The organism is Enterobacter sp. I4 (assembly GCF_022669095.1).
GTDB lineage: Bacteria > Pseudomonadota > Gammaproteobacteria > Enterobacterales > Enterobacteriaceae > Enterobacter > Enterobacter pasteurii.
Genome location: NZ_JALBUO010000001.1, coordinates 164,571 through 176,289 on the forward strand (window position 1 = coordinate 164,571; position 11,719 = coordinate 176,289).

At 57.0% G+C, this 11,719-nt stretch carries 12 protein-coding genes; 7 read left to right on the forward strand and 5 right to left on the reverse strand.

What is annotated here, in order from left to right; genetic code table 11:
- Positions 1-64 precede the first annotated feature (64 nt).
- The 3 genes from fecR to MOQ06_RS00795 form a co-directional block, all read right to left on the reverse strand.
- Complete coding sequence (gene fecR / locus MOQ06_RS00785; RefSeq protein WP_242169965.1) at positions 65-1,018, reverse strand: ferric citrate uptake sigma factor regulator FecR; 954 nt, start codon at positions 1,016-1,018, stop codon at positions 65-67.
- Positions 1,015-1,536 carry a ferric citrate uptake sigma factor FecI gene (fecI, locus tag MOQ06_RS00790; protein WP_020686643.1) on the reverse strand — a complete coding sequence of 174 codons (522 nt, stop codon included), beginning with the start codon at positions 1,534-1,536 and terminating at the stop codon, positions 1,015-1,017. The genes fecR and fecI overlap by 4 nt, the downstream gene beginning before the upstream one ends.
- 121 nt (positions 1,537-1,657) lie before the next feature.
- On the reverse strand, positions 1,658-1,939 hold the full coding sequence (locus tag MOQ06_RS00795; RefSeq protein ID WP_242169966.1) for a YjcB family protein: 282 nt from the start codon (positions 1,937-1,939) through the stop codon (positions 1,658-1,660).
- Positions 1,940-2,659: 720 nt separating this feature from the next.
- On the opposite strand from MOQ06_RS00795, the gene MOQ06_RS00800 reads away from it, so the two are divergent.
- Positions 2,660-4,225, forward strand: a complete 1,566-nt coding sequence (locus tag MOQ06_RS00800; RefSeq protein WP_242169969.1) for an EAL domain-containing protein — start codon at positions 2,660-2,662, stop codon at positions 4,223-4,225.
- 6 nt (positions 4,226-4,231) lie between these two features.
- Here MOQ06_RS00800 and soxS read toward each other — a convergent pair whose 3' ends face one another.
- Positions 4,232-4,558, reverse strand: a complete 327-nt coding sequence (soxS, locus tag MOQ06_RS00805) for a superoxide response transcriptional regulator SoxS (RefSeq protein ID WP_148422194.1) — start codon at positions 4,556-4,558, stop codon at positions 4,232-4,234.
- A 98-nt stretch (positions 4,559-4,656) separates the two neighbouring features.
- Between soxS and soxR the strand changes: the two genes are divergently transcribed.
- The 4 genes from soxR to MOQ06_RS00825 all read left to right on the forward strand — a co-directional run bounded on the left by soxR (position 4,657) and on the right by MOQ06_RS00825 (position 9,528).
- Entirely contained in the window at positions 4,657-5,115 is a 459-nt protein-coding gene (soxR, locus tag MOQ06_RS00810; protein WP_176608944.1) for a redox-sensitive transcriptional activator SoxR, read from the forward strand.
- Between the two features lie 295 nt (positions 5,116-5,410).
- Positions 5,411-6,082: a glutathione S-transferase gene (locus MOQ06_RS00815; protein WP_242169972.1), complete on the forward strand. Its 672-nt coding sequence runs from the start codon at positions 5,411-5,413 to the stop codon at positions 6,080-6,082.
- 297 nt (positions 6,083-6,379) lie between these two features.
- Positions 6,380-7,729, forward strand: a complete 1,350-nt coding sequence (ghxP, locus tag MOQ06_RS00820) for a guanine/hypoxanthine transporter GhxP (RefSeq protein ID WP_148422188.1) — start codon at positions 6,380-6,382, stop codon at positions 7,727-7,729.
- Positions 7,730-7,881: 152 nt separating this feature from the next.
- The gene (locus MOQ06_RS00825; protein ID WP_148422186.1) at positions 7,882-9,528 is read left to right on the forward strand and encodes a Na+/H+ antiporter; all 1,647 of its coding nucleotides are present in this window, start codon (positions 7,882-7,884) and stop codon (positions 9,526-9,528) included.
- Positions 9,529-9,593: 65 nt separating this feature from the next.
- Here the strand turns inward: MOQ06_RS00825 and MOQ06_RS00830 are convergent, their stop codons facing one another.
- Positions 9,594-10,499, reverse strand: a complete 906-nt coding sequence (locus MOQ06_RS00830) for a LysR family transcriptional regulator (protein ID WP_148422185.1) — start codon at positions 10,497-10,499, stop codon at positions 9,594-9,596.
- Between the two features lie 102 nt (positions 10,500-10,601).
- Between MOQ06_RS00830 and MOQ06_RS00835 the strand changes: the two genes are divergently transcribed.
- Positions 10,602-11,012: a CidA/LrgA family protein gene (locus MOQ06_RS00835; RefSeq protein ID WP_148422183.1), complete on the forward strand. Its 411-nt coding sequence runs from the start codon at positions 10,602-10,604 to the stop codon at positions 11,010-11,012.
- Positions 11,005-11,694 (forward strand): LrgB family protein, encoded by a 690-nt coding sequence (locus tag MOQ06_RS00840; RefSeq protein ID WP_242169975.1) that lies wholly within the window; start codon positions 11,005-11,007, stop codon positions 11,692-11,694. Before MOQ06_RS00835 ends, MOQ06_RS00840 begins: the two co-directional genes overlap by 8 nt.
- The last annotated feature ends 25 nt before the right edge of the window (positions 11,695-11,719 follow it).

Below are 11,719 nucleotides of genomic sequence, written 5' to 3' on the forward strand. Positions count from 1 at the left end.
TTGTATTCAGCTATGAGTCGAACGAGAAGGGTAAAAAGGACAATCGAAATGAGAATTATTTTTCTTACGCTGGAGAGAGGGTGATCCAGTAGCGCGTAACTGACTGAATTTTCACCGGCAGCGTCTGTGCTATAACGTTCAGAACCGCATCGGTATCTTTCAGCGGGAAGGTGCCGCTCAGCCGTAGCTGCGCCACCGCCGGATCGCAGCGCAGTACGCCGCTGCGGTAGCGGCTCAGCGTGGCAATAACCTCACCCAGCGGTTTATCGCTAAAGCTCAGCCCCCCCTGCGTCCAGCTGGCGCTTTCCTCCTCCGCCGGCATCGTCTCGCCGAACTCAGCGTCGCTGAACCGCAGGCTTTCGCCAGCGTTTACGATGCGTTTTTCCTGAGGATGGCGTGCCAGTGAAACCTCAACCGCATGCTGCTGGACCGTGAGCAGCGTGGTGTTGTCCTCATGCAGCACGGAGAACCGCGTGCCTAACGCGGTGAGCTGGCCCTGGCGGGTCAGAACGCGGAAAGGCCGCTGGCGCTCATCTTTAGCGGTAGCGACGGCAATTTCGCCGTACCAGAGCCGGACGGTACGCTGATGCTCGTCAAAACGAACATCCGCTGCGCTCTGCGTGTTGAGCGCGAGCAGTGAACCATCCTCCAGCCGCTGATGGCTGACCGCGCCTCTGGCGGTACGGTAGTCGGCACGCAGGCCTTCCCCGGCTTCAGAGTGCCAGAGCTGCCAGCCGCCGCCGACGCCGAGCAACAGCAGCAGACCTTTCATGACGTGACGACGGGTAAGACGGGTGTCCTGCAGCGCCCGGCTGGCAACCTTACCCGGCACGCGGGCGAGCTGGCTGCGCAGGTTTTCGACCTGCTGCCAGGCCCACTGATTATCCTGGTCCTCTTCATACCACTGCTGCCAGCGCGCTTCCTGCTGCGGGCTGACGCGTTCGCCGCTTAATACCGCATACCAGTGCGATGCCGAGCGCAGCGCCCGGCGGCGGGAGTCGGTTACGGAAGGATTCACAGGCCGTGCTCCAGGCGAAACAGCAGGCAGTGCTCAACGGCCTTTGCCACGTATTTTTTTACCGAGCTGACGGAGACGGACTGCCTTTGGGCAATCTCGCTGTAGGAAAGGCCCTCGAGCTGTGACAGCAAAAAAGCCTCGCGCGTTTTGCCGCTGAGCCCGTCAAGCATGGCGTCGATAAGCTGTAGGGTTTCCAGCTGGCTTTCGCGCGCTTCCGGTGACGGTGCCAGCGCCTCTGGCATAAGCGCCAGCATCTCCAGGTAGGCTTTTTCCAGCGCGTTTCGGCGAAAGAGATCGACCATCACCCGTTTAGCAACCGTGCACAGGAAGGCGCGCGGATCGCGGATTGTGGTCAGGGCGTCACTACCCATCACCCGCAGGAAGGTGTCCTGCGCGATATCATCGGCATCAAAGGTGGACTGCAGTTTGCGGGTAAGCCAGTTTTTCAGCCAGCCGTGATGCGCGCCGTAAAGCGATTCGAGGGTCAAAGAAGCTGTGTTGGCGGCGCGGTCAGACATGCGGAATGCATCAAAAGTTAATCATCACGCCGCTATATTAATATGAGAATGGTTATCATTACAATTGGAAATAAAAAAGCCTCCCGCAGGAGGCTTTCAACAGCTTGTTATCAATAGATAATCAGGTAATGACCATCGGCCAGTCTGGTGGCGTATGGCTCATGGCTTCCACCATTACCACTTTAATGTTTTCCCAGACGGCGGCCATATCCATCAGCGTAATGCCGAGCAGACCTGTCGCGAACCAGCACGCGGCGCCTAGTCCCAGCAGGGTGCTAATGACGGCAAGACCCGCGTAATCCGATTTTCGAAACTGAATGTTTAACGTGCTGGCCAGGAACATCAAAATCGCGCTTAACAACGGCCAGCGCAGGAGTACCATGCTGGTGGTAATGGTTGCCATAAAACCCATCCTCGACAGAGCAGACGAACTGGAATGAAACAATGTTTCTCGTTACATAAGATGTGTGAACTATATCACATTTGATGTTTTATTCGCCAGTCTCTGCGCGTCGAAAAAAGGGGATTTATAGCTCAGGAAAATATATCTCCGTCGCGCAAATCAGCATCTCTGCGGTGCAGAGAACAGATAATGTAAGAAAAACGGGCGCTTATTAACGACGGCATGCAGGCGCTGGCGTCGCTCAACGCCCGGCGTTCGCTGAAAACGCTGCACCAGCCGGCGGCATGGGGCAAATCTCTCCTTGGGCGGCGCCGGTGCTCTCCTTCAGCGCAGGCGTGGTTGAAGCGTGAGCGGCAGCGGGAAACTCAGCAATACTGACCCGTGCCGATAATGCCTTATATGACGCCAGGCGTACGGAAAAACGGAAAACGGTCCTGGCATCTGATTATTTATAAATCAGCACGGGAACAAATAGCACCCTATTTCATGTTGGCGGACTTTTCACTTCTGCCGCGGGTAATTATTTCCTTACCTTAAACGAAACGAATACTTTTAGTTTGGCTTACGGGAAAATATTATCGTCATCATGAAATTTCAGATTTTTAATACCAAAAGTCAGTTGCTAACTTCGCATGATTCATGCAACGTAATCACCTGTTTTTCAAAGCAGCCGGCCTTGATTGCCGCAGGCGTACAACATGCAGGGATATAGAGCGGGAAATGAATCGTAGCGCGCGGCGCAAGGTGCTCAGAGCGGTAGGGATTATCATGGTAGTCATGCTGCCGGTGATGCTTGCGCTATGGTTTGCCCAGCTGAGAGCCGTGTCGGAAACCAGTTCCCAGCTTCGCACGTTTGCTGAACTTGCTTTAGACAAAACTGAACTGGTTATTCAACAGATTGGTCTGGCGCAGGACGAGGCGGAAAAATATCAGGGTAAAGTTTGTACGCCGGAGCATCGTGAATATATGTTGAACGTTGTCCGCGGCCGCCTGTTTGTTGCTGATTTAATTTATGCTGAAGGTCAGAGTTTTCTTTGTTCGACCATTTCTACACCGGCACATCCTTATACGATCTCCACTGCCAATTACAATCGCAAGCCCGACGTTGCCATCTATTATTTTCGCGATACGCCATTTTTTAACGGCTATAAAATGATATATGTGCAGCGCGGACATAATGTGGTGGTGGTTAATCCGCTTTCATATAGCGAAGTGATGTCAGACGATCGTGCCCTGGCGTGGGGCGTGTATGACACCGTCAGCAATGCTTTTTTTTCCGTTAGCCAGAAAGCCAATATTTCCTTATTAAGCTCGATGATTGGACATAAGGACGCGGCGTTTCAAAAGGATGACCGGTTTTATACGATCGTGAAATCGGAAACGCGGCCCATTGCCGCCATCGTTTCAACCTCCAGCGCCCGCTTTTATCAAACGCTTTATCATCAGGCTACCCTGACGCTGCCGCTGGGGATGATTTGCAGCATTATTATTCTGCTGGTGTGGTCCCGCACGCACCGTGAATTTAATTCCCCTGGCCGCCTTCTGCACCGGGCGCTGAATAAGCGGCAGCTTTGCGTACATTATCAGCCCATTATTGATATTAAAAATAACCAGTGCGTGGGTGCAGAGGCGCTGCTGCGCTGGCCCGGCTTTAACGGACAGGTCATGAGCCCGGCGGAGTTTATTCCCCTGGCCGAAAAAGAGGGGATGATCGAGCGCATAACGGATTACGTCGTGGAGGAGGTGTTCAGCGATTTGGGGCATTTTCTTGCCGCTCATCCTCATCTCTATATCTCGATTAACCTGTCGGCCTCGGACTTCCACTCCTCGCGTCTTATCGCGCTGATCTCAGACAAAGCCCGCTACTACGCGGTTCGCGCGCAGCAGATCAAAATTGAAGTGACGGAGCGTGGCTTTATTGATGTGCCCAAAACCACGCCGGTGATTCAGGCGTTCCGCCAGGCGGGCTATGAAGTGGCGATTGATGATTTCGGAACCGGCTACTCTAACCTGCATAACCTCTATTCGCTGAACGTCGATATTCTGAAAATCGACAAATCCTTTATCGATACCTTAACCACCAACAGCACCAGCCACCTGATTGCCGAGCACATCATAGAGATGGCGCAAAGCCTGCGGCTAAAGACCATTGCGGAAGGGGTCGAGACGGGGGATCAGGTGAGCTGGCTGCTGAAACGCGGCGTGCAGTACTGTCAGGGATGGCACTTCGCGAAAGCGATGCCGCCCCAGGCGTTTATGGCCTGGCAGCAGCAGCCATCGCGTTAACACGCATTAATTAAGCTGATGGCGGTAGTCGCTCGGCGTTCGGTCAAACTCGCGGCGGAACACGCGGGAAAACGTTTGTTGCGACACATAACCCAAATCCATCGCGATATCAAAAATGGGCCGCTGCGTAGAGCGTAACGCCTGTGCCGCCAGCAGCAGCCTGCGCTGGCGGATATAGTCCCCGAGCGTCTGGTGCATCACGGTGCGGAACATTCTCTGAAGATACCATTTCGAATAGCCCGACTTCTTAGCGACCACATCAATGCTTAACGGCTGGTCGATGTGTTCATCAATCCATTCAATAAGCGTCTGAATAATTTGCTGATGCGACATAAGGTTACCCCTCTGTGGAGACATCTGTCCTGGTTGATTCGTCGTTTTCTCTGCGGGGGAGTATAATTCCTCAAGTTAACTTGAGGTAAAGAGGTTTTATGGAAAAGAGATTGCCGCGCATCAAAGCGCTGTTAACCCCCGGTGAAGTGGCTAAGCGAAGCGGCGTGGCGGTGTCGGCGCTTCACTTCTATGAAAGCAAAGGGTTAATAAAAAGTATCCGTAACGCCGGAAACCAGCGGCGCTACACCCGTGACGTGCTCCGCTACGTGGCCATCATTAAAATTGCGCAACGTATCGGTATCCCCCTGGCCACGATTGGGGACGCGTTCGGCGTGTTGCCGGAAGGGCACTCCCTGAGCGCAAAAGAGTGGAAGGAGCTGTCGTCCCAGTGGCGAGAGGAGCTGGACCGGCGTATTCATACCCTGGTAGCGCTGCGCGATGAGCTGGACGGATGCATTGGCTGCGGGTGCTTATCCCGTAGCGATTGCCCGCTGCGTAACCCGGGCGACAGGCTGGGCGAACAGGGGACGGGGGCGCGCCTGCTGGAGGAAGATTGAGCCAGCGCCGCCTGTTGCCGTGTAAAAGCATCAAAAACTAAAGCGCCACAAGGGCGCTTTAGTTTATTTCCGGTCTTTGTCTTTCGCTCTATCCCGCTGGTTCACGGGAGGGTTTCCCCCGACATCAGCACCCCTCGTGTCGAGCTTGTGGAGGAGGTTCCGGTTTGTGCTGACACTTTAATTTTAAGCGTGGTGGTCGTTTTTTCCAGCGGGGACGGTCGGATTTTAGCCGAATTTTTTTCGTGAAGTTGTTCAGTTTTCTATAGTTAATAAGTATGACTCACAGGAGAACATCATGCTAACGGTCCACCACCTTAACCAGTCTCGTTCACATCGCGTCCTCTGGGCGCTGGAGGAGCTGGGGCTGACGTATGAGATTGTGCGCTACCAGCGCGAAAAATCCATGCTGGCGCCTGACTCGCTCAAAAAAGTGCATCCGCTGGGTAAATCCCCGGTGCTTGAAGATAACGGACTGGTTCTGGCCGAATCGGGGGCGATTCTGGAATATCTTCAGGAAACGTACGATCCGGAATCACGATTCAAGCCGTTAGATCCCGCCAATAAAGTGCAGTATCGATTCTGGCTCCACTACGCCGAAGGTTCGCTGATGCCGCTGCTGTTAATGAAGCTGGTCTTCAGCAGCCTGGGTAATCCTCCCGTACCGTTTGGCCTGCGCACGCTGGGTAAGGCGCTGGGGCAGGGGGTGCAAAAGGCATATCTCAACCGCCAGCTGGAAACGCACGCGCGTTTTATCAACGATTATCTGGCTAAGCGCCCCTGGTTTGCGGGCGACGCGCTGACCATGGCCGATATACAGATGAGTTTTCCGCTTTTTGCCCTGCTGGCGCGAGGCGGCATCGACAATCTGGACCATATTCAGGCGTGGAAGCAGAGAGTGGAAGCGCGTCCCGGCTGGCAGACCACGCTGGAGAAAGGCGGCCCGCTGACCATTCCCGGCGAGGGGTGATCTGTAACGAAATTGCGCATGGACGATAACGTTTGCGCATCCTCTGTTTACTTCTTCATCGTCATAAGGGAATTTTAGCGAAAAACGACAAAGTTCAGTTGAAAAGGGCGGGTATTAGGCTGGATAATCGTTTGCCTAAATTTGACCACCCGTTTTGTAAGCGCGGAGCTAAACGTTTGCTTTTTTTGTGACGCCCCTTTCGTCGCAAACGCAGCACAAGGATTTGACGTTTCGCTGGCAGTGGAGTCTCCACCACGCTTACGGACTTTCTATAAAAACTCTCAGGGGATGTTTTCTATGTCTACGCCATCCGCGCGTACCGGCGGTTCACTTGACGCCATGTTTAAAATTTCTGCACGCGGCAGCACCGTGCGTCAGGAAGTCGTTGCCGGTCTGACGACGTTCCTGGCGATGGTGTACTCCGTTATCGTCGTGCCGGGCATGCTCGGCAAAGCCGGCTTCCCGCCAGCGGCGGTTTTTGTTGCTACCTGTCTGGTTGCGGGTGTTGGCTCTATTGTGATGGGCCTGTGGGCGAACCTGCCGCTGGCGATCGGTTGCGCCATCTCCCTGACCGCGTTTACCGCCTTTAGCCTGGTGCTGGGCCAGCAGATCAGCGTGCCGGTAGCGCTCGGCGCGGTATTCCTGATGGGGGTACTGTTCACCGTAATCTCTGCCACCGGCATCCGTAGCTGGATTTTGCGCAACCTGCCGCAGGGCGTGGCGCACGGTACCGGTATCGGTATCGGCCTGTTCCTGCTGCTGATTGCCGCGAACGGCGTGGGCCTGGTCATCAAGAACCCGCTGGACGGCCTGCCGGTTGCGCTGGGTAACTTCGCGAGCTTCCCGGTGATCATGTCGCTGGTGGGGCTGGCGGTAATTATCGGTCTTGAAAAGCTGAAGGTGCCGGGCGGCATTCTGCTGACCATTATCGGCGTTTCCATCGTCGGCCTGATCTTCGATCCAGCCGTTCATTTCTCCGGTATCTTCGCCATGCCGTCGCTGAGCGACGACAACGGCAACTCTCTGATCGGCAGCCTGGACATCGTGGGCGCGCTGAACCCGGTTATTCTGCCAAGCGTGCTGGCGCTGGTGATGACCGCCGTGTTTGACGCGACCGGTACCATTCGTGCCGTGGCCGGTCAGGCAAACCTGCTGGATAAAGACGGTCAGATTATCGACGGCGGCAAAGCGCTGACCACCGACTCCCTGAGCAGCGTCTTCTCTGGGCTGGTAGGGGCCGCGCCTGCGGCAGTGTACATTGAGTCCGCGGCGGGTACGGCGGCAGGCGGTAAAACCGGCCTGACGGCAATTACCGTCGGCGTGCTGTTCCTGCTGATCCTGTTCCTCTCGCCGCTCTCCTATCTGGTGCCGGCTTACGCGACCGCGCCTGCGCTGATGTACGTCGGCCTGCTGATGCTGAGCAACGTGGCGAAAATCGACTTTGCGGATTTCGTGGATGCCATGTCCGGCCTGATCACCGCGGTGTTTATCGTGCTGACCTGTAACATCGTGACCGGCATTATGATCGGTTTCGCCTCGCTGGTGATTGGCCGTCTGGTATCCGGCGAGTGGCGCAAGCTGAACGTTGGTACCGTGGTTATCGCCGTTGCGCTGGTCGCGTTCTACGCGGGCGGCTGGGCAATCTGAGTTAACCTTTGATGCGAAAACGGGTGGCTAAGGCCGCCCGTTTTTTTATTTTCAGGACTCATCCCGTTGTCTTTTGCGTTACTCTGGTGAGGATAGAATAAAAGGCACGACGCCTTCCGTAGTACATAAGTAACACAGCAAACAGGGAACGCATGGAAATTTTCTTCACAATACTCATCATGACCCTTGTGGTCTCATTATCCGGGGTGGTTACACGCGTACTGCCCTTCCAGGTCCCCCTGCCTTTAATGCAAATAGCTATCGGCGCGCTGCTGGCGTGGCCGACGTTCGGTCTGCACGTGGAGTTCGATCCGGAACTGTTCCTCGTGCTGTTTATCCCGCCGCTGCTGTTTGCCGATGGCTGGAAAACGCCGACGCGCGAATTTCTTGAGCACGGGCGAGAGATCTTCGGGCTGGCGCTGGCGCTGGTGGTCGTTACCGTGGTTGGGATTGGCTTTCTGATCTACTGGGCCGTACCGGGTATCCCGTTAATTCCCGCCTTTGCGCTGGCCGCCGTGCTGTCGCCTACCGACGCCGTGGCGCTGTCCGGCATCGTGGGCGAAGGCCGTATTCCAAAGAAAATCATGGGCATCTTGCAGGGCGAGGCGCTGATGAACGACGCCTCCGGCCTGGTGGCCCTGAAGTTTGCCGTGGCGGTTGCCATGGGAACCATGGTCTTTACCGTGGGCGGCGCGACCCTGGAATTCTTCAAGGTGGCGATTGGCGGCATCCTCGCAGGCTTTGTGGTGAGCTGGCTGTACGGCCGCTCGCTGCGCTTCCTCAGCCGCTGGGGCGGCGATGAGCCGGCGACGCAGATCGTTCTGCTGTTCCTGCTGCCGTTTGCCTCCTACCTGATTGCCGAACATATCGGCGTATCGGGCATTCTGGCGGCGGTAGCGGCGGGGATGACCATCACCCGTTCCGGCGTGATGCGCCGCGCGCCGCTGGCGATGCGCCTGCGCGCAAACAGCACCTGGGCGATGCTGGAGTTTGTCTTTAACGGCATGGTCTTCCTGCTGTTGGGCCTGCAGCTGCCGGGCATCATGGAATCCTCGCTTATCGCGGCAGAAGCGGATCCCAACGTTGAAGTCTGGATGCTGTTTACCGACATCGTGCTGATCTACATCGCGCTGATGCTGGTGCGTTTCGGCTGGCTGTGGACGATGAAAAAGTTCAGCGTTCGCTTCCTGACGAAAAAGCCGATGGAGTTCGGCTCCTGGACCACGCGCGAGCTGCTGATTGCCTCTTTCGCTGGCGTTCGCGGGGCGATTACCCTTGCCGGTGTGCTCTCTATTCCGCTGCTGCTGCCGACGGGCGACGTCTTCCCGGCGCGTTACGAACTGGTGTTCCTGGCGGCGGGCGTGATCCTCTTCTCGCTGTTTGTCGGCGTGATTATGCTGCCGATTCTGCTGCAACATATTGACGCGGGTGACTCTTCGCAGCAGCACAAAGAGGAGCGGATTGCCCGTGCGGCGACGGCAGAGGTGGCGATTGTGGCCATCGAGAAGATGGAGGAGCGTCTGGCAGCCGATGCCGAAGAGAATATTGATAACCAGCTGCTGAAGGAAGTCAGCTCACGCGTGATAGGTAATTTGCGTCGCCGTGCTGACGGACGTAACGACGTGGAAAGCTCGTTGCAGGAAGAGAACCTGGAGCGGCGTTTCCGCCTTGCGGCGCTGCGCTCCGAGCGTGCCGAGCTGTATCACCTGCGCGCGACGCGTCAGATCAGCAACGAGACGCTGCAAAAGCTGCTGCACGATCTGGATCTGCTGGAAGCGCTGCTGATAGAGAATCAGTAGCGCTGTTGCCCCTCACCCTGACCCTCTCCCCATAGGGGAGAGGGAACCGATCGAGCCCCTCGCCCCTATGGGGAGAGGGGTTGGGGTGAGGGGGAAACCCAAAACCCCTCGCAACACTCCAGCCACGCCTGCGCGCTGTGCGACAGATACACCCCTTCCCGCCAGATCATCCCCAGCTGCCAGTGCAGATCGCTTTCGAGTGGGATCCAGCGCAGCGTGCTTTTATCCAGACGCTCGCAGATGGGCTGCGGCAGAATGGCAATCCCCACGCCCGCCTGCACCATGGCAGCCAGAAAATCCCACTGGCCGCTGCGCACCGCAATGCGCGGCTTCACGCTGTGGTGATTAAACAGCGCCATCAGCTGGCGGCTTAAGGCGAAATCTTCGTTATAGATCAGCAAAGGGTGTTCGCCGAGCAGCTCGGGCTTCACCGAGTCAGTTTTCAGCCAGTCGCCGGAGCGCGGTACCAGAACGCACAGCGGATGGCTGAACAGCGGCAGCGTCGCCAGGCCGCTCTCTTCCTCCACGGGAAGGGCCGTCATGGCAACGTCCAGCTCGCCGTTCATCACTGCCTGCTGCACGGTCAGGCCGCCAAACTCGGAAATTTTTAGCTCAACGCCGGGGTAGCGCTGGCGGAACAGGCTTATCGGCCCGGCCATCATCATGCCGACCATCGGCGGAATGCCGAGCCGCAGCAGCCCCTTCGTCAGGTGGTTGATATCGCCAAGCTCGGCCTCCAGCTGGCGGAACTCTGCGAGGATCGCCAGCCCGCGTTCGAACACCACGCGTCCGGTATCGGTCAGCAGCAGCTTGCGTCCGTCGCGGATCAGCAGGGTACAGTTCAGCTCATCCTCAAGGTTTTTCAGCATCTTGCTGATGGTGGGCTGGGTAACGAACAACTTCTCCGCTGCGCGGGTAAAACTTTGCTGGCGAACCACCTCGACAAAATAGCGCAGCGTTCTTATGTCCATGATTATTCCTCGAAACTATACCTTCGATGATTTTAATTCATTTCAGTCGATTACGTACGCTCACTATACTGGCGCCTCGTCTCATTTCTGAGGAAAACCCCCATGGCCGTGGCGTTAAGCCGTGTTACGCCTGCCGTTGTGCAACGACTCCAGGTACCGGTTCAGGTACTGCTCTACGCGGGACTGTTTGTTTTTGCGGAATATCTTGTCGACTGGCTGCATCTGCCTTTACCCGCCAACCTGGTGGGGATGGTGCTGATGCTGACGCTGATCCTCTCGCGCGCCTTGCCCCTTAGCTGGGTGCGGGCCGGCGCGCGCTGGCTGCTGGCGGAGATGCTGCTGTTCTTCGTGCCGGCCGTGGTGGCGGTAGTGAACTATGCGCAGCTGCTGATGGTCGACGGCTGGCGCATCTTCGCGGTTATCGCCCTGAGCACGCTGATGGTGCTGGGCGCCACCGCCTGGGTGGTGGATAAGGTGTATCGGTTTGAAATCAGCAGGCACAAGCATGACTAACTTTCAGATAAGCGTACTGTGCCTGATTGCGACGGTGGCCATCTACTATGCCAACAAGCGCCTGTATCGCCGCTTTCGCGCGCTGCCGCTGATGCCGCTGGTTTTTACGCCGATCCTGCTGGTGCTGATGCTGGTCTTCGGCCATATCTCCTGGCAGAACTACATCGGCGAATCCCACTGGCTACTGTGGCTGCTCGGCCCGGCTACCGTCGCCTTTGCGGTGCCGGTGTATGACAATCTGCGCGTTATCAAACGTCACTGGATGTCCCTCTGCGCGGGCGTTATCACCGCGACGGTGGTGGCGGTGTGCAGTTCCGTCTGGCTGGCGCGGCTGTTTACCCTGTCCGATGAAATTCAGCGCAGCCTGGCCGTGCGTTCGGTGACCACGCCGTTTGCGCTGGCGGCCGCGAAGCCGCTCGGCGGACAGCCGGATCTGGTGGCGCTGTTTGTGGTGGTTACGGGCGTCTTTGGTATGGCGGTGGGGGATGTGCTGTTCCTGCGGCTTTCTATCCGCGAAGGGATGGCGAAAGGGGCGGGGTTTGGCGCGGCGTCGCACGGTGCGGGGACGGCGCGTTCGTACGAGCTCGGCCAGCAGGAAGGGGTCGTGGCAAGCCTGGTGATGATGCTTTCGGGCGTACTGATGGTGCTGATTGCACCGCTGGTGGCGTGGGTGATGTTTTAAAACCCCGGCCGGAGCGGCCGGGGAG

What these genes read in the sequence shown, in the direction of transcription:
- fecI (WP_020686643.1), bottom strand. Translation starts at nt 1,536, where the DNA reads ATGTCTGACCGCGCCGCCAACACAGCTTCTTTGACCCTCGAATCGCTT.
- MOQ06_RS00795 (WP_242169966.1), bottom strand. Translation starts at nt 1,939, where the DNA reads ATGGCAACCATTACCACCAGCATGGTACTCCTGCGCTGGCCGTTGTTA.
- MOQ06_RS00800 (WP_242169969.1), top strand. Translation starts at nt 2,660, where the DNA reads ATGAATCGTAGCGCGCGGCGCAAGGTGCTCAGAGCGGTAGGGATTATC.
- soxS (WP_148422194.1), bottom strand. Translation starts at nt 4,558, where the DNA reads ATGTCGCATCAGCAAATTATTCAGACGCTTATTGAATGGATTGATGAA.
- soxR (WP_176608944.1), top strand. Translation starts at nt 4,657, where the DNA reads ATGGAAAAGAGATTGCCGCGCATCAAAGCGCTGTTAACCCCCGGTGAA.
- MOQ06_RS00815 (WP_242169972.1), top strand. Translation starts at nt 5,411, where the DNA reads ATGCTAACGGTCCACCACCTTAACCAGTCTCGTTCACATCGCGTCCTC.
- ghxP (WP_148422188.1), top strand. Translation starts at nt 6,380, where the DNA reads ATGTCTACGCCATCCGCGCGTACCGGCGGTTCACTTGACGCCATGTTT.
- MOQ06_RS00825 (WP_148422186.1), top strand. Translation starts at nt 7,882, where the DNA reads ATGGAAATTTTCTTCACAATACTCATCATGACCCTTGTGGTCTCATTA.
- MOQ06_RS00830 (WP_148422185.1), bottom strand. Translation starts at nt 10,499, where the DNA reads ATGGACATAAGAACGCTGCGCTATTTTGTCGAGGTGGTTCGCCAGCAA.
- MOQ06_RS00835 (WP_148422183.1), top strand. Translation starts at nt 10,602, where the DNA reads ATGGCCGTGGCGTTAAGCCGTGTTACGCCTGCCGTTGTGCAACGACTC.
- MOQ06_RS00840 (WP_242169975.1), top strand. Translation starts at nt 11,005, where the DNA reads ATGACTAACTTTCAGATAAGCGTACTGTGCCTGATTGCGACGGTGGCC.